Raw genomic sequence first — 21964 nt, forward strand, 5'->3', positions numbered from 1 at the left:
TGTTCGCGGGACAAGCCCGCTCCCACAGGGATTGCGCTAGATTCTGGAAATTGAGCAAGCCAGCTGATTCCCCAGGTACTGCATCAGCCGCAACCCTGCGGGGTACCTGTGGGAGCGGGCTTGCCCCGCGAAGCATCCAACACGGTTTATGGCACGGGCTTCGCCCGTGTTCGCGGGACAAGCCCGCTCCCACAGGGATTGCGCTAGATTCTGGAAATTGAGCAAGCCAGTTGTTTCCTCAGGTACTGCATCAGCCTCAAGCCCACAGGGATCGCGCTAGATTCTAGAAATTGAGCAAGGCAGTTGCTCTTGCAGTGTCCCTGCCAAATCAATAAGTGTTGTTTTGTTCTATCAGTGCATCAACTGGCTGGCATCAAGGAGCGGCGCGTCGCACATGCTTCACCAGCACCTTCTCCAGCAACTCCCACATCGCCGGGTCGGTGCTGAAGGCCACGTTGAAGCGCATCCACCCGGTCGCTTTGGCGTCGACCATGAACAACTGCCCAGGCCCAAGCATGATGCCTTTCTCCAGCGCATCGTCCAGCAACGCGGCACTGTCCGGAATGGCCGGGTGGCGGGTCCAGATGTACATGCCTTCATCCGATTCGGTAAACAGTTCGAAGCCTAATCGATGCAGATGCCGGCCAACTTCCTGGTGCGCCTCGGCCAGCCGCTGGCGCAGGCGCTTGAGGTGCTTACGCCAGCGGCCGTCGATGATCGCGGCGTACACCACACGCTCCATCACCTGTGAAGTGGTCAGGCCCGAACGCATTTTCAGGTGCAGCAGTTTCTGCATCAATTCAGGGTTGGCCAGCATGTAGCCGACCCGCACGTTGGGCGAGATGCTCTTCGAGTAGCTGCCCACGTACACCACCTGCTGCAGGTGATCGAGGCTGGCCAGGCACGGTTGCGGCTCGGCAACCATGTCGGCGTACAGGTTGTTCTCTACCAGGCGGAAGCCGTGCTGGCTGGCCAGTTGCAGCAAGCGGTGCAACTGCGGCAGCGGGGTGCGCGAGCAGGTCGGGCTGTGCAGGTGTGGCTGGGTGAAAAACGCGGTCGGGCGGTGGTGTGTCAGCAGCTGTTCCAGCTGGTTCAGGTCGTAGCCGGCCGGGGTGCGCGGCACGCCGACCAAGGTCGCGCCCTGGGTACGCAGAATGCTCATCAGGTTGGGGTAGCCGGGGTCGTCCACCAGCACTACGTCGCCCGGGCGTACCAGCGTGCGTGCGGCCAGGTCCAGCGCCTGGCTGGCGCCGTGGGTCAGCATCAACTGCGCCGGGTTGGCGACGATCGACAGTTCCTGCTGCAGGTTCTGCGCGGTCAGCGCACGCAGCTCAGGCAGGCCCATGGGGTCGCCATAGCCAGACAGTTCCAGCGGGCTGCCAGCCACCTGGCGCAGGCCGCGGCGCAGGCCGTCTTCGTACATCCAGTCGTTGGGCAGCCAGCCGCACCCGGGTTTGAAGGGCAACTGGCGGATTTCGAAGATCTGTTGCAGGTACCACTCGGAGTTGAACGTTGGTCGAGTGGTGTCGGCCTCGGCGTTGTGCTGTTCCAGCAGTTCGCCCGCCGCGCGGTTGACGAAGAACCCGGCATTGCCACGGCTCACCAACAGGCCCTGAGCGACCAGGCGGTCGTAGGCCTCGACCACGGTGAAAGTACTTACCGAATAGCTCGCGGCAAAGGCGCGGATCGACGGAACCTTGGCGCCTGGCTTGAGGGTCTGGTTGTCGATGGCCTCGCGCAACCCGTCGATGATCTGGTTCACCAACGGGGTCGAGGAGTCTGGGTGTAATTCGAACATTCGGGGCCTTCAGGGTGCGTATCGCCTGGCGTTTGCAGGGTGTACTGCATGGGCGACCTGTACAGTGCAGTGCGAGTTTCATGCCACTGTGCATGGCTCTCTGCGTCGGACATTTTTACATTAGGTGTCGGATATCGCCACATAAAGCATGTTCAGTTCGCCTCAGGCAGCCGCCCTGGGGCGCGTCAGCAGGCCGCCATGGAAGGCCTGCGTGTGTAAGTTCACACCATCCTGCCCGCATTAGCACTGATGTACAGGTGAAATCGCCAGCCATCGGGGTTTCACGGTTTTCCTTGGATAAAAAGAAGCACGGGGTACACAACTGATGGACGCAACATCCACAACCACCACCGCGAAAAGCGGGCACGAGAGCAAGCTCAGTGCCTCGCTGAAGTCGCGCCACCTGACGATGATGTCGATCGCCGGGGTTATTGGCGGCGCCTTGTTCGTCGGTTCCGGCAGCGTGATTCACAGTGCCGGCCCAGCCGCTGTCCTGGCCTACCTGGCGGGCGGCATCCTGGTGGTGCTGATCATGCGCATGCTGGGTGAAATGGCGACTTCCTCGCCTGACACCGGCTCGTTCTCAACCTACGCCGACCGCGCCATTGGCCGTTGGGCCGGTTTTACCATCGGCTGGCTGTACTGGTGGTACTGGGTCATTCTCATGGCCTGGGAAGCCTATGTGGCGGGCAAGATCCTGCATGGTTTCTTCCCCGACGTTAGCGTCAACGTGTTCGTGCTGGCCACGACCCTGTTGCTGATCACCGTCAACTTCTTCAACGTCAAGCACTACGGTGAGTTCGAGTTCTGGTTCGCCTTGATCAAGGTGATCGCGATCGTCTGCTTCCTGATCGTGTGTACTGCTGCCGTCATGAACATCTGGCAGTTCGGTGAAGTGCGTGGCATCAGCCACCTCACCGCCGAAGGCTTCATGCCCAATGGCATCACCACGGTGATCGGTGCCTTGCTCGGGGTGATGTTCGCCTTCCTCGGCGCGGAAATCGTGACCATCGCTGCTTCCGAAGCCAAGGACCCGGCCGCGCAGATCGTCAAGGCGACCAACTCGGTGGTCTGGCGTGTGTGCCTGTTCTACGTCGGTTCGATCTTCCTGATCGTCTGCCTGGTACCGTGGAACGACCCGCACCTGGGCGTCTCTGGCTATGGCGCCTACCGCCGTACCCTGGAACTGCTGGGCGTGCCGTATGCCGAGCTGCTGATGAACTTCGTGGTGCTGACCTCGGTGAGCAGCTGCCTGATCTCCGGCCACTACACTGCCTCGCGCATGCTGTTCTCGCTGGCCCAGCGTGGCGATGCGCCGTCGTTCTTCAAGATCACCCGCGCCGGCACCGGTGTACCGGTGTACGCGATCATGGGTTCGTGCGCCGTGGCCGTGGTCTGTGCGTTGATCAACTTCAGCGAAACCCTGCGCCCGAAAGACGTGCTGGACACCCTGATGAACACCACCGGCATGATCGCCCTGCTGGTGTACCTGGTCATCGCCTTCTCGCAGCTGCGCATGCGCCGCAAGCTGATCGCCGAAGGCAAGGAAGTGCGCCTGAAGATGTGGCTGTTCCCGTGGCTGACCTACCTGGTGATCGCGTTCATCGTGGCTGCCTTGGTCACCATGGCCTTCATGCCTGACTACCAGATCCTGGTGATCTCCACCGGCATCGCTGCGGCGGTCGTAGTGGCGATGGGTGTGGTGCACCAGATTCGCTCTGGTAGCAAGCAGCACTAAGCGTCATTCGCGTCTGGAAACGGCCGGCTCCCTCGGGGACCCGGCCGTTTCGCGTTGTTGGGCCTGGGCTTTTTCTGCGGGCATATGGAAACGCTGGTTCATCCACGGTGAACCGAGCAGGGCGGCCGCGCCGATCAGGGCCAGGATGGCGATTGCGATGTAGGTTTTCATGGATGTGCGCATGCAAGGACTGACTTCAAGCAGAGGTGATCAGTTCCGGCGTAACCCTTGCGCAGCCCTCCCAGCGGGCGACAGATGGCATATGCTAGGCACATAGCCCGTCCAAAGGAGCCGCACATGGCCTGGTCCGCCAACCAGTATTCCCTGTTCGAAGACGAACGCACGCGCGCCGTACGCGACCTGATTGCCGCCATCCCGCCACGGCCGGTACGCCACGCCACCGACCTGGGTTGCGGCCCCGGCAATTCAACCGAGGTGCTGCTGCAACGTTATCCCGATGCCCAGGTAACAGCGCTGGACAGCGACCCCGACATGATCGCCAAAGCCCGCGAACGCAAACGCCTGTGCATCCCCCGGGTACGCACGGTCATTGGCGACATCGGCGGCTGGTCCGCGCCCGAGTCGCAGGACCTGATCCTGGCCAATGCCTCGCTGCAATGGGTACCTGACCATGCCTCGCTGTACCCGCACCTGGTGCGCCAGCTCAGCGAAGGCGCCAGCCTGGCCGTGCAGACCCCGGACAACCTCGACGAACCCGCCCACCAGCAGTTGCGCGAGATTGCCAGCCAAGGGCCTTGGGCGGCGAAATTCGCCGACTTCCAGCTGCCGCCCCGGCACGGTGCAGCATTCTATTACGACCTGCTCAGCCCACTGTGTGCCCGGGTCGATGTGTGGCGCACCACCTATCACCACCCATTGCCGGGTGGCGCCGAAGCGGTGGTGGAATGGTTCAAGGGCTCGGCGTTGCGCCCTTACCTGGGCCGGCTGGACGCGCAGGAGCAGGCCGACTTCCTGCAGATGTACCTGCAGGCGATGCAGCGCGACTACCCGCCGGCCACCGATGGCAAGGTGCTGTTGCCGTTCCCGCGCCTGTTCGTGATCGCTACCCGCTAGGACGGCGCCAGCGCCAAACCACGTAGCTGTAGATGGCCAGGTTGAGCACGAGCACGAAGCTGCCCAGCAGGAGCTGGATAGGCGGTGTCAGGCCGGCGGGGTAGATCAACGGCCAGATGTAGTGCTCGACGAAGCCGCCGTCGTAGCCCGCATCCCCGGCGGCGCCGCGCATGCGATTTTCCCACGTGGTCAGTGGGCAGCCCAGGTGCAGGCACTCTACCGCCAGGCCCCAGGCCAGGGCCGGCAGGTGCAGCCACAGGGCAGGGCGCCAGCGCAGCACCAGCAGGCCGCCGAACAGCACCAGTAGGATGAAGGCCAGGTGCAACAGCACCAGGGTGTCGGCAAGAAGGCGGTACAGCATGGTTTGGGTGCCGGGGGGACTGGGATTATCCCAGCATAGTTGGGTGTTTGATCGGGCCTACACCCCTTCCTCGACCATCTGCAGGAAAGTCGCCACCACCCGCCGCGTACGCTGCTCACTCAGGCACACCAGGGTCTCGGTCAAGTGCCGCTGGCAATCGACGATCGGCAACGCACACACCCGCGCATCGGCACCGAACTCGGCCGCCGACACCACGCCCACGCCAATCCCTACCACCACCGCTTCTCGCGCTGCTTCGCGGCCCTCCACCTGGATGGCTGCGCGGATCCGCAGGCCGGCACGTTGCATCTCTTCTTCCAGCGTTTGCCGCGTGACCGAGCCGGGCTCGCGCAGCACCAGTGGCGTGTCGTCCAAGTCGGCCAGGCTGATCGAGCCGCGGCTGGCCCATGGGTGGTGGTGGGAAACGAATGCCACCATCGGGTCACGACGCAGTGGCAGGCAATGCAGGCGCTCATCGTCGACATCCCGCCCCAGCAGGGCCAGGTCGGCCTGGTAGCTGAACAGCCGGGCCAGTGATTCATCGGTGTTACCGGTTTCGATCTTCACCTGGATGCCCGGGTAGCGCTGGCAAAACCGGGCGATCTGCGGCAGCACATGCACCGGCGCATCCACTGCCAGCACCAGGCTGCCGGTGTGCAGCGCCCGCGAGTCGTGCAGCAGCTCCTGTGCCTCGGCCTCGCAGGCGAACAGGCGCTGGCTGATGCCCAGCAGCCGCTCGCCGAGATCGGTGAGCTGCACCGAGCGCTTGTTGCGGTGGAACAGCAATACCCCGAAGCGCTCCTCCAGTTTGCGCACCTGGTCGGACACCGCAGGTTGGGTAAGAAACAGCTTTTCTGCGGCGCGGGTAAAGCTGCCGTGCACAGCCACGGCGTGGAAAGCCTTGAGTTGAGCGTGGGAAACCGACATGTCGACCTCAGTAACAAGCTGGGCTTATGTGTGAAATACGATAAATCGATTTTATTTATCTTGCAGCAGCTGTTTCCATGTATTTCAGCCCGACGCTGGCACCACGAGTGCCGCCAGGGCCATGGCGCTCACCCGGCGCCACCTGACCCGATGACAGCCTCGTCATCGCTGTGCGTAACACAAGAACAAGACAGGCGTTTCTTCACATTCTGCCGGCACACTCAAGCAAGAGGTCAGACTTACATGAACCATTCCCTAGCCACGATCAAGCGTTGGCGCATGCAGATTTTCGCCATCACCTGGCTGGCCTACGCCGCCTTCTACTTCACCCGCAAGGCCTTCTCGGTGGCCAAACTGGGCATCGCCGAAGACCCCGGTTTCATGCTCGACAAGGCCGCCATGGCCAACCTCGACGCCATCTACCTGGCTGCCTACGCGGTGGGCCAGTTCACCTGGGGCATGCTGGCCGACCGTTTCGGCCCGCGTGTGGTGGTGCTGGGCGGGTTGCTGATTTCCGCGGTGGCGGCGGTGGTGATGGGCAGCTACGCCACCTTCCCGATCTTCGCTACCTGCATGCTGGTGCAGGGGCTGGCGCAATCCACAGGCTGGGCCGGGTTGTGCAAGAACATCGGCAGCTTCTTCCCGGCTTCGCAGCGTGGGCGGGTGCTGGGCCTGTGGAGCTCCTGCTATGCCTTCGGCGGCCTGGTGGCCTCGCCGTTTGCTGGCTGGTGGGCCTACACCCTGGTGGGCAGCTGGCATGCCGCGTTCTTCTCCAGTGCGGCCGTGGTTGCGCTGGTGGCGGTGCTGTTCTTCTTCCTGCAGCGCAACAAGCCTGAAGATGTCGGCCTGCCGGCGGTAGAGCCTGAGCCGCAGAGCATGGCACCGGCCGACAGCCTGTGCAGTGTTTGGGCGCCGTTGAAGGAAATCTTGCGCAACCGCACCGTCCTGACCCTGGGCCTGGCGTACTTCCTGCTCAAGCCTGCGCGCTACGCCATTCTGCTGTGGGGCCCGGTGATCGTTTTCGAGCAGATGCCCTCGGTGGGCAAGGTGGGCGCCGCGATCATCCCGACCGCCTTCGAACTGGCCGGGCTGCTGGGCCCGATCATGATCGGCCTGGCCTCCGACAAATTGTTCGGCGCGCGGCGCATGCCGGCCTGCGTGATCAGCCTGGTGTTGCTGACCGTGACGCTGGCGGCGTTCATGGCGGCCATGCACACCGGCAGTGTCATGCTGGTGGTATGCCTGCTGTTCGTCATGGGCCTGACCCTCTACGGGCCGGACTCGATGATCAGCGGCGCCGCCGCCATCGACTTCGGCACCGCCAAGGCCGGTGCTACCGCGGCCGGGTTCGTCAACGGTTGCGGCTCGGTGGGGGCGGTGCTGGGCGGGCTGCTGCCGGGTTATTTCGATGGCGTCACAGTGTTCATCGTGTTTGCCGGCTGCGCGCTGTTCTCGGCGTTGGTGCTGCTGCCGCACTGGAACAGCCGCCCGGCCAGCAGCCCGCAGAGCACCGATGTGGCGCCGAACACCAGCATGGCAATCAAGCCACTGCGTACCTGAGGAAAGCGAGCGAATGAGACCCTTCTGGCTACAACAGGCCCTGGAATCGACCGAGGACGCGGTGTGCCCGCCGCTGCAGGGCGATGCCCGTTGCGATGTGTGCATCGTCGGCGGTGGGTATACCGGCCTGTGGACGGCGTTGATGCTCAAGGAGGCGGTACCGGCGCTGGATGTCGTGCTGATCGAGGCCGATATCTGCGGTGCCGGTGCCAGCGGCCGCAATGGTGGTTGTGCATTGTCCTGGTCGGCCAAGTACTTCACCCTCGAACGGCTGTTCGGGGCAGCCGAGGCGGTGCGCTTGGTACGCGAGTCGGAGCGTAGCATCGGCGAAATCGGCGCGTTCTGTGCGGCCAACGACATCGACTGCGATTACCGCCTGGACGGCACGTTGTACACCGCCACCAATGCCGCCCAGGTCGGTGGCACCGACGCGGTGATCGCCGCGCTGGAGCAAAAGGGCATCAACTCGTTCCGCCGCCTGCCGCTGGAGCAGGTGCAGCGCCTGGCCGGTTCGGCGCGGCACCTGGAAGGCTGGTTCTCGCCGGCCGCTGCCACCGTGCAACCCGGCAAGCTGGTGCGCGGTCTGCGCCGGGTGGCCTTGCAGCGCGGCGTGCGCATCTTCGAGGGCACCACCATGACCGGGCTGGAGCATGGCGCCCCGGTGCAGGTACGCACGGCCAATGGTAGCGTGCGCGCCGACCGCGTGGTGCTGGGCCTCAATGCCTGGATGGCGCGGGCCTTCCCGCAGTTCGAGCGCAGCGTGGCGATTGTTTCCAGCGACATGGTGATCACCGAACCGTGCCCCGAACTGCTGCGTGAGATCGGCCTGGACAGCGGGGTCAGCGTGCTCGACTCGCGGATTTTCGTGCATTACTACCACAACACCTCCGATGGCCGGCTGATGCTGGGCAAGGGCGGCAACACCTTTGCCTATGGCGGGCGCATGCTGCCGGTATTCGACCAGCCCTCGCCGTACCGGCCATTGCTGCGCGAAACCCTGGGCGAGTTCTTCCCGGCGCTGGCCGAGGTGCCGCTGGCGGCCAGCTGGAACGGGCCGTCGGACCGCTCGGTGACCGGCCTGCCTTTTTTTGGCCGGCTGGACGGGCAGGGCAACGTGTTCTACGGCTTTGGCTACTCCGGCAGCGGTGTCGGGCCGTGCCACATGGGCGGGCAGATTCTCTCGTCGCTGGCACTGGGGCTGGACAACCCGTGGACCCGCTCGCCGCTGGTCAAGGGGCCGCTGGGGCTGTTCCCGCCTGAGCCGATCCGCTACCTGGGGTCGCTGATGGTGCGCAATGCCATCCGCCGCAAGGAGCGCGCCGAGGACCACGGGTTGCGCCCGCGCCGGCTGGATGTGCGCTTGGCACGCTTCGCTGCGGCGGCAGGCAAAGCCGATAAAGGCTGATGAGATTTCTTGTCGATCCCATGCCCGAGGGCGTATAAACTGCACCCACTTTTGGCCGGTCGCTTCCTGAACCGGCCGCTGAAACAAAGAGAGTCGACATGGGCGCACAGTGGAAAGCCAAGCATAGAGAAACAGCTGCCAACGCCAAGGGCAAGATCATGGGCAAGCTGGCCAAGGAAATTCAGATTGCTGCCAAGTCGGGCGCCGACCCGGACATGAACCCGCGCCTGCGCCTGGCCATCGTCCAGGCCAAGAAAGCGTCGATGACCCGTGAAACCCTGGAGCGTGCGATCAAGAAAGGCGCGGGCCTGGACGGCGAGGCCGTGCAGTACCATGCCGTCAGCTATGAAGGCTTCGCTCCGCACCAAGTGCCGCTGATCGTCGAGTGCCTGACCGACAACGTCAACCGCACCGTCGCGCAAATCCGCGTGCTGTTCCGCAAGGGCCAGCTGGGTGCCAGCGGCTCGGTGACCTGGGACTTCAACCATGTCGGCCTGATCGAAGCCACCCCGGAAGGCGACGCCGACCCGGAAATGGCTGCCATCGAAGCCGGTGCCCAGGACTTCGAAGAAGGTGAAGAAGAGGGCTCGACCCTGTTCATCACCGACACCACCGACCTCGACGCAGTGCAGAAGGCCCTGCCGGAGCACGGCTTCACCGTGACCTCGGCGAAGATCGGCTACACCCCGAAAAATCCGGTGAGCGCGGCCAGCCTGAGTGCTGAAGCACTGGCTGAGGTGGAAGCGTTCCTCGAAGCGATCGACGAGAACGATGACGTGCAGAACGTCTACGTGGGTCTGACCGCCTAAAAAGCTGGGGCCGCCTGGCGGCCCATTTGCGGGCAAGCCCGCTCCCACAGGTTATTCACGATGCTGAAATATGTGAAAACCCTGTGGGAGCGGGCTTGCCCGCGAATAGGCCCTTGAACTCCACCGCAGGGAGCCTGCATGAACCCCACCTTCGCCTCCCTCAGCCTTGCCCACCTGCGCACCCTCGACCACCTGCTGCAGCTGAAAAACCTCAGCCACGCCGCCGAACGCCTGGGCGTAAGCCAGTCGGCCCTGAGCCGCCAGCTGGCGCACTTGCGTGAAGCCTTCGACGACCCCTTGCTGGTGCGCCAAGGCCGTGGTTACGTGCTCAGCGAACATGCCGAAGCCTTGGTCGAGCCGCTGCGGCAAGTGCTCGAAGAACTGCACGCGCTGCGCCAACCTGCCGTATTCGACCCGGCCCGCTGCGAGCGGCGCTTCTGCCTGGCGGCCTCGGACTATGTGGCCGAGCACATGCTGCCGTTGCTGGTCGCTGCGCTGGAGCACGAAGCGCCCGGCGTATCGCTGGAGTACCGCACCTGGCAGGCCGGCCAGTATGCCTTGCTGGCCAGTGGCGAAATCGACCTGGCGACCACGTTGTTCGACGAGTCACCGCCCAACCTGCACGGGCGCCTGCTGGGCGAGGACCGCGCCGTGTGCCTGATGCGCCGCGATCACCCGCTGACTGCACATGCCGCGCTCAGCCAGGCCGACTACCTGGCGCACAAGCACGTGCGTATCTCCGGCGGCGGGGACAAGGACAGCTTCATCGACCGCCATCTGCGCGCGCAGGGCCTGCAGCGGCGGGTCAGCCTGGAAGTGCCGTTTTTCTCTGCCACGGTCAACGTGATTGCCAGCACTCAGGCCGTGGCCACGGTCCCCGAGCACATCGCCCGGCAGCTGAGCCGTTTGCATGACCTGGCCTGGCGACCACTGGGCTTCATCGACCACAGCCAGCGGTACTGGGTTGTGTGGCACCAGCGCCTGCAGGCCTCGGCCGAGCACCGCTGGTTGCGGAACCGGGTATTCGAGTTGTGGCGCCAGTCGCAGTTTGGTGTGCAGGGCGGGCATGCGGGTTTGCCATAGCAGCTATGCGGGAAGCGGGGTTATTCGGTTGGGGATAGGTGCCTAGACTGGGGCGATGCGTACCCCACAGGAGAGCGAGCGTGACCCCCGAACAATTCCGCCAGTATGGCCACCAGCTGATCGACCTGATCGCCGACTACCGACAGACCGTGGGCGAACGCCCGGTCATGGCCCAGGTCGAACCTGGCTATCTCAAGGCCGCCTTGCCTGCAACCGCGCCTCAACAAGGCGAACCCTTCGCGGCTATTCTCGACGACGTCAACAACCTGGTCATGCCCGGCCTGTCCCATTGGCAGCACCCGGACTTCTACGGCTACTTCCCCTCCAACGGCACCCTGTCCTCGGTGCTAGGGGACTTCCTCAGCACAGGCCTGGGTGTGCTGGGCCTGTCGTGGCAGTCCAGCCCGGCCCTGAGCGAACTGGAAGAAACCACGCTCGACTGGCTGCGCCAGCTGCTGGGCTTGTCTGGCCAATGGAGCGGGGTGATCCAGGACACCGCCTCGACCAGCACCTTGGTAGCGCTGATCAGCGCCCGTGAGCGCGCCACCGGCTATGCCTTGGTGCGCGGCGGCCTGCAGGCCGAAGCCAAACCGTTGATTGTGTATGTCAGCGCCCACGCCCATAGCTCGGTGGACAAGGCCGCGCTGCTGGCCGGTTTTGGTCGTGACAACATTCGCCTGATTGCAACCGATGAACGCTACGCGCTGCGCCCTGAAGCCTTGCAGGCGGCGATCGAGCAAGACCTGGCTGCTGGCAATCAGCCATGTGCCGTGGTGGCGACCACCGGCACTACCACCACCACCGCCCTGGACCCGCTGCGCCCGATCGGCGAAATCGCCCAGGCCCATGGCCTGTGGCTGCATGTGGACTCGGCCATGGCCGGTTCGGCAATGATCCTGCCCGAGTGCCGCTGGATGTGGGAGGGCATCGAACTGGCCGATTCGGTGGTGGTCAACGCGCACAAGTGGCTGGGCGTGGCCTTCGACTGCTCGATCTACTACGTGCGTGACCCGCAGCATTTGATCCGGGTGATGAGCACCAACCCCAGCTACCTGCAGTCGGCGGTGGATGGCGAGGTGAAGAACCTGCGTGACTGGGGTATCCCGCTGGGGCGCCGGTTCCGTGCCTTGAAGCTCTGGTTCATGTTGCGTAGCGAGGGCGTCGAGGCGTTGCAGGCGCGGCTGCGGCGTGACCTGGAGAATGCCCAATGGCTGGCGGAGCAGGTGGGGGCTGCGGCGGAGTGGGAGGTGTTGGCGCCGGTACCGTTGCAGACCCTGTGCATTCGCCATCGGCCGGCGGGGCTGGCAGGGGAGGCGCTGGATGCGCATACCAAGGGTTGGGCTGAGCGGCTGAATGCGTCCGGGGATGCCTATGTGACACCGGCGACGCTGGATGGGAGGTGGATGGTGCGGGTGTCGATCGGGGCCTTGCTGACTGAGCGGGGGGATGTCGAGCGGTTGTGGGCGCGTCTGCAGGGCGTGGTCAAAGGCTGAAATTGCTGGGGCTGCAGCGCAGCCCCAGCGATCTATCAGTGACTCACCGTCTGAAAGCTGCCTTTACGGTTAGCCTCATACGCTTCCTTGTCCATCGGCTTGGCCTGCGGGTTACCCAGGTCTTCCATCGCCAGGCGGTGGGTTTCCGGAGCAATGTAGGCCGCCAAGGCGCACACGCAGGTGATGAAGAACGCCAGCCCACCGACCACCAGCGGGATGTTTTCCGAGCCAGGTGGTGCAACCAGGGCGAACAGCGCCGGCAGCATGGCAGTCAGCATGGTGCCGATGTTCTGTGCAATGGCCATGGCCGAAACCCGGTAGCGGGTTTGGAACAGCTCTGGGTAGAAGCTTGGGAACACCGCGTTATAGCCCTGGTAGACCATGCCCCACATCACGATCGAGGCGGTGAACGCCAGCGGTACGTTCTGGATGCTGATCGCATACAGGTAGACGAAGGCCAGCAGGCCCGAGCCCAGGCAACCGGCGATCATGGTCGGGCGACGGCCGATCTTGTCCGACAGGTTGCCGACAAACGGAATCACCAGCACCGCGACGATGTTGCCGACCACTGGGATCCACAGGTACACGCTCTTGTCGAAGCCGATGCCGTAGGCAGGCTGCACCGCGTAGGCCGCACCGAATATGGTGGCCACGACCGGGATCACGTTCATCAGTGCCATGAACATCACCAGCACCATGTGCTTCCAGCTGTGGCGGAAGGCTTCGCTGATTGGCGACTTGGCGACTTTGTCCTGTTTCTCTTCCTTCACGAACGCCGGGGTTTCGTGCACTTCCTTGCGGATGATGAAACCGGCAATCAGCACGATGGCGCTCATCAGGAAGGGAATGCGCCAGCCCCAGTCGTTGAAGGCTTCGGTTGGCATGAAGTAGGCCAGTGGCAGGAATACCGCGGCTGCCATCACCTGGCCGGCCTGTACGCCCTGCAGGGTAAAGCTGGCGTAGTAGCCTCTGCGGCCGAATGGCGCATGCTCCATGATCATCGAGCTGGCACCGGAAATTTCACCGGCCACGGCAAAGCCCTGGATCAGGCGCAGCACCACCAGCAAGGCCGGTGCGAGGAAGCCGATGTCGTGGTAGGTCGGCAGCAGGCCGACGGCCATGGTCGACAGGCCCATCAGGAACATGCAAAGCAGCAGCACGTTCTTGCGGCCGCGGGTGTCACCCCAGTGGCCCAGCACGAAAGCGCCAACCGGCCGCGCCAGGTAGCCCACCCCATAGGTGGCCAGCGAGGCGATGATGGCCATTTTCGGGTCGGTATTGGGGAAGAAGATCTGCGGGAAAATAAGTGCAGCGGCCTGGGCGTAGATGAAGAAGTCGTAGTACTCGAGTGCCGAGCCTATCCATCCACTGGCGGTCGCTTTTTTCGCTTGCGAGCTGGAGTGAGCCATCGTTGTCTCCGTTGTTATTGTTGTTTGCGCAGGTTCCGCCAGGGGGTATTTGCCAAGGCAGGAGGCAGCGGTCGGTGTGCCTGCGTCTGTGGTTCATGTTGACCACGGGCCAGTAGACTGGCAATTCACTAAAACGGGTTTTGTGCGATAATCGAACGCAAAACTAACCATTCCGTACAAAGAGATTGAAGCGACGACTTTACCTGCCAATAATCGATCATGCCATAAACTGTGACAGGTGTTTTTACTTGTCAGGCACCGTATTTCACTAACAACAAGGAACTCCCGCCATGCAGCGTTCGATCGCTACCGTGTCCTTGAGCGGCACACTGCCGGAAAAGCTCGAAGCCATCGCCGCCGCCGGTTTTGACGGCGTCGAGATCTTCGAAAACGATCTGCTTTACTACGCGGGCAGCCCGCGCCAGGTCCGCCAGATGTGCGCCGATTTGGGCATTGCCATCACCCTGTTCCAGCCGTTCCGCGACTTTGAAGGCTGCCGCCGCGACCGCTTGCAGAAAAACCTCGACCGCGCCGAGCGCAAGTTCGACCTGATGCAGGAACTGGGTACCGACCTGGTGCTGGTGTGCAGCAACGTCCAGGCCGATGCCCTTGGCGATGAACAGCTGCTGGTCGACGACCTGCGCCTGCTCGGCGAGCATGCAGGCAAGCGCGGGCTGCGCATTGGTTATGAAGCGCTGGCCTGGGGCCGCCACGTCAACACCTACCAGCAAGTGTGGAACCTGGTGCGCCAGGCCGACCACCCGGCGCTCGGGGTGATTCTCGACAGTTTCCATACCCTGTCGTTGAAGGGTGACCCGAGCGCGATCCGCGACATCCCCGGCGACAAGATCTTCTTCGTGCAAATGGCCGACGCGCCGATCCTGGCCATGGATGTGCTGGAGTGGAGCCGCCACTTCCGCTGCTTCCCGGGCCAGGGCGAAATGGACATGGCCGGTTTCCTCGCGCCGATCCTCGCCACCGGCTACCGTGGCCCGCTGTCGCTGGAAATCTTCAACGACGGCTTCCGCGCCGCGCCGCCGCGGCAGAACGCCGCCGATGGCCTGCGTTCGCTGCTGTACCTTGAGGAACAAACTCGCCTGCGTCTGGAACAGGAAAACACCCCGATCGAACCTGGCGTGCTGTTCACTCCGCCACCGGCCAGCACCTATGATGGCGTCGAGTTCCTTGAATTTGCCGTCGACGAGGCCGTCGGCGCCCGTCTGGGCAGCTGGTTGAAGCGCCTGGGCTTTGCCGAAGCGGGGAAACACCGCAGCAAAGAAGTGCAACTGCTGCGCCAGGGCGACATCAACATCGTACTGAACGCCGAGCCGTACTCGTTTGGCCACAACTTCTTCGAGGCCCACGGCCCGTCTCTGTGCGCCACCGCCCTGCGGGTCAAGGACCAGCAGGCGGCCCTGAAGCGTGCCACTGCCTACCGTGGCCAACCATTCCGTGGCCTGGTTGGCCCTAACGAGTGCGAAGTTCCGGCGGTACGTGCACCGGATGGCAGCCTGCTGTATCTGGTGGAGCAGGGCACTGCTGGCCATACCCTGTACGACACCGACTTCAGCCTGGACTCGAACGCCACCGCCACTGGCGGCCTGCGCCGCATCGACCACATGGCCCTGGCGCTGCCTGCCGAATCGCTGGACAGCTGGGTACTGTTCTACAAGAGTCTGTTCGACTTCGCCGCCGACGACGAAGTGGTGCTGCCCGACCCGTATGGCCTGGTCAAGAGCCGCGCTTTGCGCAGCCAGTGCGGCACCTTGCGCTTGCCGCTGAATATCTCGGAAAACCGCAACACCGCCATCGCCCATGCGTTGTCCAGCTATCGCGGTTCAGGGGTGCACCACATCGCCTTCGATTGTGACGACATCTTCCGTGAAGTGGCACGGGCCAAGCTGGCCGGTGTGCCGCTGCTGGAAATCCCGCTGAACTACTACGACGACCTGGCGGCGCGCTTCGACTTCGACGACGAGTTCCTCAGCGAGCTGGCTTACTACAACGTGCTTTATGACCGCGATGCCCAAGGTGGCGAGCTGTTCCACGTGTACACCGAGCCGTTCGAGGAGCGTTTCTTCTTCGAGATCATCCAGCGCAAGGGCGGCTATGCCGGCTACGGCGCGGCCAACGTCGCGGTGCGCCTGGCGGCCATGGCCAAGGCCCGCAGTGGTGCGGCGCGCAAGCCAGTCCTCTGACTGCCTAAGCTCAAGGGCGTTCGGCCACCAGTAACAACGACTGCGGCACCCCACTCTGGGGGTGCTGCGGTTCTTGCAAGCCAGCCAACCGAAAACCCGCCATGTCCAGCGCGGTCAGCCAACTGCTCAACGTGCGGAAGTACCACGGCATCACCTGCCAGTCCCCGGCCAGCCCGGCAAATGACTCCTCCCGCCAGCCATCCTGGTAATCCCCGTCAGCGACACACCACGGGTGCAGGGTCTGGATCACCAGCGCGCCACCCGGCACCAGCAACGCATTCATTGCCGCCAGCAGGGCAATGATGTCTTGCTGCAACAGGGCAAAGTTGGCGCAGATCAGGTCATAGCCTGTTTCGACATCAACCTGCGCATCCGCCAATTGCGCATAACTGGCCAGGTACACCTTGCCGGACCCGGCAGCACGGGCGGCCTCCACCAATGCGCGGTCACCATCTACGCCAACCGCCTCGATTCCCCGTGCGCCCAGCGCGCGCAGCAACCAGCCCTCACCACAACCAAGATCCAGCACCCGTTCAGGCTGGCGGCCAAGGACCGCCAGCAGGATGGCCTGGTCGGTAACTTGCCGCCGGCTCTCGATCGCACCGCTGCGCACGGCGTCAATCCAGGCTTGGGCGTTGTGCTGCCAGCTGTCGAGCAAAGCGTCTTCAGGGTTGCGCATGCACCTCTCCTTTCAGCCTGCCACAGCGCGCTGCTTCTTGACCCGGTACATGTGCCCGTCCGCGTGGCGCAGCAGCGTGTCGGCATCGTTGCCGTCTTCAGGGAAGCGCGCTACGCCAATGCTGCAGGTCGGCGCATCGATACCGGAAAAGTCGGCGTCGAGCGGCTCGGCCATGACCGCCAGAATGTGCTGCACCTGCATGGCGATGGCGTCCGGCGACGGGCAGTCGGGCAGCAACACGGTGAACTCGTCGCCACCCATCCGTGCCACCGTGCCGGCTGCGCCGATGCAGTTTTCCAGGCGCCGGGCCAGTGTGCACAGCACCTGGTCACCCACGCTGTGCCCGTAGTTGTCGTTGATCTGCTTGAAGTCATTGATATCGAGGAACAGCAACGCCAGCGCGTGGTTGTGGCGCCGCGCCGAGGCCAGGGCTGTATCCAGCCGCTGATGGAACATGGCCCGGTTGGCCAGCCGGGTCAGCGGGTCGTGATGGGCGAGGAAGCGCAGTTCTTCCTCGGCGTGGTATTGGGCGGTGACATCGCGCGCCACGCCGATACGCGCGTCGGCCTCATCGGACCAGCCGGCTGCCCAGAGGATATGCACCACGCCGCCATCCTTGCGGATGTAGCGGTTGCGGAAGTCGTAGTGCGGCTGACCATTCATCACTCGCACGATCGAGGCGCGGGTGGCGGCGAGGTCGTCGGGGTGCATGTAGTCGGTGATCGGCGTGCCGACCAGTTCGCTGGCCTGGTAGCCCAGCAATGCTTCGCAGGCATCACTGACGAAGACGATCTGGTTGTCCCTGTCGACCACGAATACCGTGTCCAGCATCAGGTGGATCAGCCTTGGGTACAGCGCGTGGAGGTCTACGGGCATGGTGCATGGGTGTCCGCGGCGGGGTGACCGATCATAGCCTGAAACAGGACAAAATGGGGCAGACGCCGCAAGCCCACAGCGGCTGCGTCAGCCAGTGAAGTATGGAGCAATCTTCCTCCCGCGAGGTATCAGTTGCTCACGACCAGCTCCGGCCCCAGGTAACCATTGATCTGCTCGATATCATCATCCCCCAGGCTGCCCACCGACGAGGCCAGCCGCAGGCGCGACATCAGGTAGTTGAGCTTGGCCTCGAACAGGTCATGGCGGGCGTCATACAGCAGCTCCTCGGCATTGAGCACATCCGAGTTGGTGCTGGTGCCACCTTCCTTGAAGCCCTTGCGGGTCGAGGTCAGCGAACGCTCGTTGGAGGCCACCGCCTTTTCCAGTGCCTGAATGCGCAGGGCGCCACTTTGCACGCCACGGTACTCGCGGGTAGTGTCGGAAATCACCTCCTGACGGGTGGCGTCCAGTTCATCCAGGGCCTTGGAGCTGTTGGCGCTGGCCTGGCGGGTCAGGGCACTGGTGCTGCCACCGCTGTACAGCGGGATGTTCAGCTCCAGCCCGATCGAGCTGTAGTGGTTGCGCTGGTTCAGCTCGGAAATCGACTGGCTGCTGCCAGCGGTGTAGCCCGCCACGAAGTCCAGCGTGGGGTAGTGCCCGGCGCGGGCGCGCTTGACTTCTTCCTCGGCCAGCGCGTAGCTGTGCCGGCGCGCATGAATCAGTGGGCTGTCGGCCTGGGCCTTGACCAGCCACTCCTGCAGGTTGCCCGGCATCAGCGGCGGGGTGGTGAACCCAGGCTGCAGGGTGGTCAACGCCTGCGGCGTTTCACCAATGTATTCCTCCAGCTTGCGCCGGGCGTTGACCAGGTTGTCCTGGGCATCGATCAGGTCGGCCTCGGCCAGGTCGCGGCGGGCCACCGATTCGTCGACATCGGTGATGGTACCGGCGCCCAGTTCCTTGCGCCGCTTCGCCGATGCCAGCTGTTCCTCGAAAGCGTTCAGCTTGGCCTTGGCCAGGGTGATGGTTTCGCTGGCCAGCAGCACGTCGAAGTACGCGTCGGCCAAGCGCACCGCAGCGTCCTGGCTCTTGGCGTCGAACACTGCCACGCTGTAGTCGGCGCGTTGCTGGCCCTGGCGGTACTCGGCCATCTTCTGCTTGTTGAACAGCGGCTGGCGCAGGCGCACGTTGGCGCCCTTGGAGTCATAGTCGAGGTCGTTGTCCTGGCCATTCTGGCGCTGGCTGCCATCGACCCGGTTGAAGTAGGCGGCGGCGTTGATCTGCGGCAGCAGGCCGGCCTCGCCGATGGCGCGGTTTTCGCCACCGGCTTGTTTTTCATGCACGGCAGCGCGGTAGATCGGGCCTTGGTACTGCAACAGGTCCCAGGCTTGCTTCAGGTCCATGGCACTGGCCTGTACGGCAACTCCCAGCAGGCACAACAGCAGGCACGGGCGTTTCATGTCATTGCTCCTTGAACGCGGCGTCCACGCGTTCGAGCATTGGTTTGAGCAGGTAGCTGAGCAGGTTGCGCTCGCCGGTCTTGATGGTGACGGTGGCAGGCATGCCGGGGCGGATGTGGTTGCTGCCCAGCAAACCCATGCCGGCCGGCGTCACTTCCACCTGGGCCAGGTAGAACGGCTGCTTGCTTTCTTCGTCGAGCAGCCGGTCGGCAGAAATGGTTTTTACCCGGCCGGGAATGTTCGGCGTCTGCGCATGGTTGAAGGCCGGGAAGGCGATGTCCACGTCAAGGCCTGGGACCATCTTGTCGATCGCCTGCACCGGGATCATCGCATCGACCTGCAGCGGCTGGTCGAGGGGCACCACTTCCATGATCTTGGCCCCGGGCTGGATGATGCCGCCGACCGTGGCGATGCTCAGGCCCTGGACCATGCCGTCGATCGGCGAGCGGATCACCGTGTGGGTCACTTCATAGTCCAGTGCGCGCAAGCGATCGGCCAGGGTGGTGTTTTCCTTGGCGGTATCGGTCAGTTGCGACTCCACCTCCTTCAGGTAATCGTGCTGGCGCTGCAGGATGCGCAGCTTGATCTCGGTCGCCTGGCTGCGCGCCCGGGCAATGTTATTGAGGTTTTCGGCCTGGCCGGCGGACAGGTCAGCATTGCTGCGCTCCAGCTCCAGCAGGCGGTTGCGGGGTACATAACCTTCGGCGGCCAGTACCCGGGTGCCTTGCAGTTCCTGGTTGAGGAAGCCGATCTGCGAGGCGCGGGCGCCGTACACCTGCTGCAGGCCTTTCAGTTGCACTGCCGAGGCCGTGAGGTTTTCTTCAAGGATGCTCAGTTCGCCGGCCAGGCCCGCGCGGCGGGTGTCGAGCAGGCGCTGTTGCAGGTCCATGGCGGCCAGCAAGCGTGGGTCATTGGCGTAGTGTTCCAGCAGGGCAGGGTCGAACGTAACGGTATCGCGGCCATCGCGTTCGGCTTCCAGGCGGTTTTCCACGGTCTTGCTGACGATGTACTGGGCGCTGAGAGCGCCTTGTTCGGCCACCGCGCGCAGGGCATCGAGGCGCACCACTTCCTGGCCTTTCTTCACCACATCACCTTCGCGCACCATGATCGCTTCAACGGTGCCACCGCTCAGGTGCTGGACCGCCTTGCGGTTGCTGGTGACCTTGACCGTACCGGTGGCGACCACGCCGGCGTCCAGTGGCGCCAGGCAGGACCACAGCAGGAAGCCGCCGAAGCCGGCGATGACCAGCCATACGCCCCAGCGTACCGGGCGGCCCGCGTCCAGGTCGATCAGGTGGCTGGTCTCGGCGGGGATCAGTTCGGCATGTTGAGTCATCTGCATGATCGGTTACTCCCGTACCTTGACCGAAGCCAGCGGTGCCGCAGCCGTTGCCGGAATCACCGCGGCCTTGCGCAGGGCGGCGAACACTTCGTCGCGGCTGCCAAGCATGTGCACACCGCCGTCGCGCAGCATCAGTATCTGGTCGACTGCGCACAGCACATTGGGCCGGTGGGAAATCAGCACCACCGTGGCGCCGCGTGCCTTGAGCTCGGCCAGGGCATCGACCAGGGCTTTTTCACCCACGTCATCGAGGTTGGCGTTGGGCTCGTCCAGCACCACCAGGTTGGGCTCGCCATACAGGGCGCGGGCCAGCGCGATGCGTTGCTTCTGGCCGCCAGACAATGGGCTGCCATCGGCGGCCAGGCGGGTGTCGTAACCCTGCGGGAAGCGCAGGATCATGTCGTGTACACCGCTGCTGCGGGCGGCACGGATTACCTTGTCGCTGTCCACCTCGGCAAAGCGGGCGATGTTTTCGGCGATGGTGCCTTCGAACAGCTCCACGTCCTGCGGCAGGTAGCCCAGCCACGGGCCCAGTTCGGCCTTGTTCCAGGTGAAGATATCGGCGCCGTCCAGGCGCACCTTGCCGGCCTGGGCCGGCCACACACCTACCAGCAGGCGGGCGAGGGTGGACTTGCCCGAGGCCGAAGGGCCGATGACACCCAGGCTGTCACCCGGGGCCAGGCTGAAGCTCACCCCGCGTACGATGCTGGTGCTGCTGCCAGGGGCGCCGGCGATCACGTTCTCCACGGCCAGCATGCCCATTGGCCGCTGCAGCGACATGCTCGGCGGCCGTTGCGGGTAGTCCTGCAGCAGGTCATTGAGCCTGCCCCAGGCCAGGCGGCAGCCCAGCAGTTGCTTCCACGCGGCGATTACCTGTTCCACCGGGCCCAGGGCTCGGCCGGTCAGGATCGAGCAGGCGATCATCATGCCGGGGGTGATCGTGCCCTCGATCGCCAGCAGCGCGCCGGTGCCGAGGATCAGCGACTGCAGGGTGATGCGCACGAAGCGCCCGGTGCTGCTGATCAGCGCCGCGCGGTCGGAGGCCAGGGTCTGCATCTGCAGGATGCGCAAGTGGCCCTGGTACCAGCGCTTGCCGATTGACGGCAGCATGCCCATGGCTTCGATCACTTCGGCGTTGCGCAGGTTGTTGTTGGCGTAGCTGGCTGACGACATGGCTGCCTGGTTGGCTTCGGCCAAGGGCTTTTGCGTAGCCTTTTCAGTGAGGTAGGCCAGCCCGACGAGGATCAGCGAGCCAATCGTGGTGACCAGCCCGAGCCAGGGGTGGATCAGGTAACAAACCAGCAGGTAGATCGGTGTCCAAGGAGCGTCGAAGAACGCGAACAGGCCGTTGCCGGTGAGAAACTGCCGAACCTGCGCCAAGTCCTGCAGGGCCTGGGCCGGGTTACCGCCGGCACGGCTCAGGTTGCGTTCGAAGGCAGCGCTGAAGAGGCGCCGGTTCAGGCTCATGTCCAGGCCGTTGCCCACCCTTATCAACACCCGGGTGCGAACCATCTCCAGCGCCGACATCAGCAGGAACAGCCCGACCACCAGCAAGGTGAGCATGCCCAACGTCGTGACGTTGCGGCTGACCAGGGCGCGGTCGTACACCTGCAACATATAGATGGCTGGCGTCAACATCATGACGTTTATCACGCCGCTGAAGGCGGCTAGGGCGTAGAAGCTGCGGCGCAAGCGAAACAGCACGTCGGCCAGCTCGGAGCGGGTGCGTGGTGGCTTAGCCATCGGGGGGCCTCC

The 21964-nt window shown here is 64.0% G+C and carries 17 protein-coding genes and 1 pseudogene; 8 read left to right on the plus strand and 10 right to left on the minus strand.

From position 1 onward, the window contains the following. Positions 1-373: 373 nt before the first annotated feature. Entirely contained in the window at positions 374-1798 is a 1425-nt protein-coding gene (locus E8E68_RS18375) for a PLP-dependent aminotransferase family protein (RefSeq protein ID WP_266030089.1), read from the minus strand. A 325-nt stretch (positions 1799-2123) separates the two neighbouring features. Here E8E68_RS18375 and E8E68_RS18380 point away from each other — a divergent pair, with 325 nt between their 5' ends. After that, entirely contained in the window at positions 2124-3536 is a 1413-nt protein-coding gene (locus tag E8E68_RS18380) for an amino acid permease (protein ID WP_004575400.1), read from the plus strand. 3 nt (positions 3537-3539) lie between these two features. On the opposite strand, the gene E8E68_RS18385 is transcribed toward E8E68_RS18380, so the two are convergent. Further along, a complete protein-coding gene (locus tag E8E68_RS18385; RefSeq protein ID WP_280343547.1) occupies positions 3540-3719 on the minus strand; it encodes a hypothetical protein in 180 nt (59 codons plus the stop codon). Positions 3720-3833: 114 nt separating this feature from the next. Between E8E68_RS18385 and tam the strand changes: the two genes are divergently transcribed. Then, positions 3834-4610, plus strand: a complete 777-nt coding sequence (tam, locus tag E8E68_RS18390; RefSeq protein ID WP_280343550.1) for a trans-aconitate 2-methyltransferase — start codon at positions 3834-3836, stop codon at positions 4608-4610. Here the strand turns inward: tam and E8E68_RS18395 are convergent. Both E8E68_RS18395 and E8E68_RS18400 read right to left on the minus strand, forming a co-directional pair. Then, positions 4600-4971 (minus strand): DUF2784 domain-containing protein, encoded by a 372-nt coding sequence (locus E8E68_RS18395; RefSeq protein WP_266030091.1) that lies wholly within the window; start codon positions 4969-4971, stop codon positions 4600-4602. The genes tam and E8E68_RS18395 overlap by 11 nt on opposite strands. A gap of 57 nt (positions 4972-5028) precedes the next feature. Continuing rightward, a complete protein-coding gene (locus tag E8E68_RS18400) occupies positions 5029-5898 on the minus strand; it encodes a LysR substrate-binding domain-containing protein (protein WP_064490792.1) in 870 nt (289 codons plus the stop codon). Between the two features lie 243 nt (positions 5899-6141). Here E8E68_RS18400 and E8E68_RS18405 point away from each other — a divergent pair. The 5 genes and pseudogenes from E8E68_RS18405 to E8E68_RS18425 form a co-directional block, all read left to right on the plus strand. Beyond that, positions 6142-7389: pseudogene (locus tag E8E68_RS18405) on the plus strand (MFS transporter); the annotation flags it as partial. A gap of 82 nt (positions 7390-7471) precedes the next feature. Then, complete coding sequence (locus tag E8E68_RS18410; RefSeq protein WP_266030094.1) at positions 7472-8863, plus strand: FAD-dependent oxidoreductase; 1392 nt, start codon at positions 7472-7474, stop codon at positions 8861-8863. A 98-nt stretch (positions 8864-8961) separates the two neighbouring features. Beyond that, positions 8962-9672: a YebC/PmpR family DNA-binding transcriptional regulator gene (locus E8E68_RS18415; RefSeq protein ID WP_051097568.1), complete on the plus strand. Its 711-nt coding sequence runs from the start codon at positions 8962-8964 to the stop codon at positions 9670-9672. Positions 9673-9810: 138 nt separating this feature from the next. After that, a complete protein-coding gene (locus E8E68_RS18420) occupies positions 9811-10755 on the plus strand; it encodes a LysR family transcriptional regulator (protein WP_110744202.1) in 945 nt (314 codons plus the stop codon). Positions 10756-10835: 80 nt separating this feature from the next. Next, the gene (locus E8E68_RS18425; protein WP_280343565.1) at positions 10836-12248 is read left to right on the plus strand and encodes a DOPA decarboxylase; all 1413 of its coding nucleotides are present in this window, start codon (positions 10836-10838) and stop codon (positions 12246-12248) included. Between the two features lie 35 nt (positions 12249-12283). Here E8E68_RS18425 and E8E68_RS18430 read toward each other — a convergent pair whose 3' ends face one another. Then, positions 12284-13657 (minus strand): MFS transporter, encoded by a 1374-nt coding sequence (locus E8E68_RS18430; protein WP_266030100.1) that lies wholly within the window; start codon positions 13655-13657, stop codon positions 12284-12286. A gap of 290 nt (positions 13658-13947) precedes the next feature. Here E8E68_RS18430 and quiC point away from each other — a divergent pair, with 290 nt between their 5' ends. Beyond that, the gene (quiC, locus tag E8E68_RS18435) at positions 13948-15855 is read left to right on the plus strand and encodes a 3-dehydroshikimate dehydratase QuiC (protein WP_110744199.1); all 1908 of its coding nucleotides are present in this window, start codon (positions 13948-13950) and stop codon (positions 15853-15855) included. Positions 15856-15865: 10 nt separating this feature from the next. On the opposite strand, the gene E8E68_RS18440 is transcribed toward quiC, so the two are convergent. The 5 genes from E8E68_RS18440 to E8E68_RS18460 all read right to left on the minus strand — a co-directional run bounded on the left by E8E68_RS18440 (position 15866) and on the right by E8E68_RS18460 (position 21952). Next, positions 15866-16534 (minus strand): class I SAM-dependent methyltransferase, encoded by a 669-nt coding sequence (locus tag E8E68_RS18440; RefSeq protein WP_266030102.1) that lies wholly within the window; start codon positions 16532-16534, stop codon positions 15866-15868. A 12-nt stretch (positions 16535-16546) separates the two neighbouring features. Next, positions 16547-17410 carry a GGDEF domain-containing protein gene (locus E8E68_RS18445; protein WP_266030103.1) on the minus strand — a complete coding sequence of 288 codons (864 nt, stop codon included), beginning with the start codon at positions 17408-17410 and terminating at the stop codon, positions 16547-16549. Positions 17411-17538: 128 nt separating this feature from the next. After that, positions 17539-18867 (minus strand): TolC family outer membrane protein, encoded by a 1329-nt coding sequence (locus tag E8E68_RS18450; protein WP_110744196.1) that lies wholly within the window; start codon positions 18865-18867, stop codon positions 17539-17541. A 1-nt stretch (position 18868) separates the two neighbouring features. Next, complete coding sequence (locus tag E8E68_RS18455) at positions 18869-20209, minus strand: HlyD family type I secretion periplasmic adaptor subunit (protein ID WP_266030104.1); 1341 nt, start codon at positions 20207-20209, stop codon at positions 18869-18871. Positions 20210-20215: 6 nt separating this feature from the next. Further along, the gene (locus E8E68_RS18460) at positions 20216-21952 is read right to left on the minus strand and encodes a type I secretion system permease/ATPase (protein ID WP_266030105.1); all 1737 of its coding nucleotides are present in this window, start codon (positions 21950-21952) and stop codon (positions 20216-20218) included. Positions 21953-21964 lie beyond the last annotated feature (12 nt).

Source organism: Pseudomonas sp. BN607 (assembly GCF_029871175.1).
Lineage (GTDB): Bacteria > Pseudomonadota > Gammaproteobacteria > Pseudomonadales > Pseudomonadaceae > Aquipseudomonas.

What these genes read in the sequence shown, in the direction of transcription:
- E8E68_RS18385 (WP_280343547.1), bottom strand. Translation starts at nt 3,719, where the DNA reads ATGCGCACATCCATGAAAACCTACATCGCAATCGCCATCCTGGCCCTG.
- quiC (WP_110744199.1), top strand. Translation starts at nt 13,948, where the DNA reads ATGCAGCGTTCGATCGCTACCGTGTCCTTGAGCGGCACACTGCCGGAA.
- E8E68_RS18445 (WP_266030103.1), bottom strand. Translation starts at nt 17,410, where the DNA reads ATGCCCGTAGACCTCCACGCGCTGTACCCAAGGCTGATCCACCTGATG.
- E8E68_RS18450 (WP_110744196.1), bottom strand. Translation starts at nt 18,867, where the DNA reads ATGAAACGCCCGTGCCTGCTGTTGTGCCTGCTGGGAGTTGCCGTACAG.
- E8E68_RS18460 (WP_266030105.1), bottom strand. Translation starts at nt 21,952, where the DNA reads ATGGCTAAGCCACCACGCACCCGCTCCGAGCTGGCCGACGTGCTGTTT.
- E8E68_RS18455 (WP_266030104.1), bottom strand. Translation starts at nt 20,209, where the DNA reads ATGCAGATGACTCAACATGCCGAACTGATCCCCGCCGAGACCAGCCAC.
- E8E68_RS18440 (WP_266030102.1), bottom strand. Translation starts at nt 16,534, where the DNA reads ATGCGCAACCCTGAAGACGCTTTGCTCGACAGCTGGCAGCACAACGCC.
- E8E68_RS18375 (WP_266030089.1), bottom strand. Translation starts at nt 1,798, where the DNA reads ATGTTCGAATTACACCCAGACTCCTCGACCCCGTTGGTGAACCAGATC.
- E8E68_RS18410 (WP_266030094.1), top strand. Translation starts at nt 7,472, where the DNA reads ATGAGACCCTTCTGGCTACAACAGGCCCTGGAATCGACCGAGGACGCG.
- E8E68_RS18415 (WP_051097568.1), top strand. Translation starts at nt 8,962, where the DNA reads ATGGGCGCACAGTGGAAAGCCAAGCATAGAGAAACAGCTGCCAACGCC.
- E8E68_RS18395 (WP_266030091.1), bottom strand. Translation starts at nt 4,971, where the DNA reads ATGCTGTACCGCCTTCTTGCCGACACCCTGGTGCTGTTGCACCTGGCC.
- tam (WP_280343550.1), top strand. Translation starts at nt 3,834, where the DNA reads ATGGCCTGGTCCGCCAACCAGTATTCCCTGTTCGAAGACGAACGCACG.
- E8E68_RS18380 (WP_004575400.1), top strand. Translation starts at nt 2,124, where the DNA reads ATGGACGCAACATCCACAACCACCACCGCGAAAAGCGGGCACGAGAGC.
- E8E68_RS18430 (WP_266030100.1), bottom strand. Translation starts at nt 13,657, where the DNA reads ATGGCTCACTCCAGCTCGCAAGCGAAAAAAGCGACCGCCAGTGGATGG.
- E8E68_RS18400 (WP_064490792.1), bottom strand. Translation starts at nt 5,898, where the DNA reads ATGTCGGTTTCCCACGCTCAACTCAAGGCTTTCCACGCCGTGGCTGTG.
- E8E68_RS18420 (WP_110744202.1), top strand. Translation starts at nt 9,811, where the DNA reads ATGAACCCCACCTTCGCCTCCCTCAGCCTTGCCCACCTGCGCACCCTC.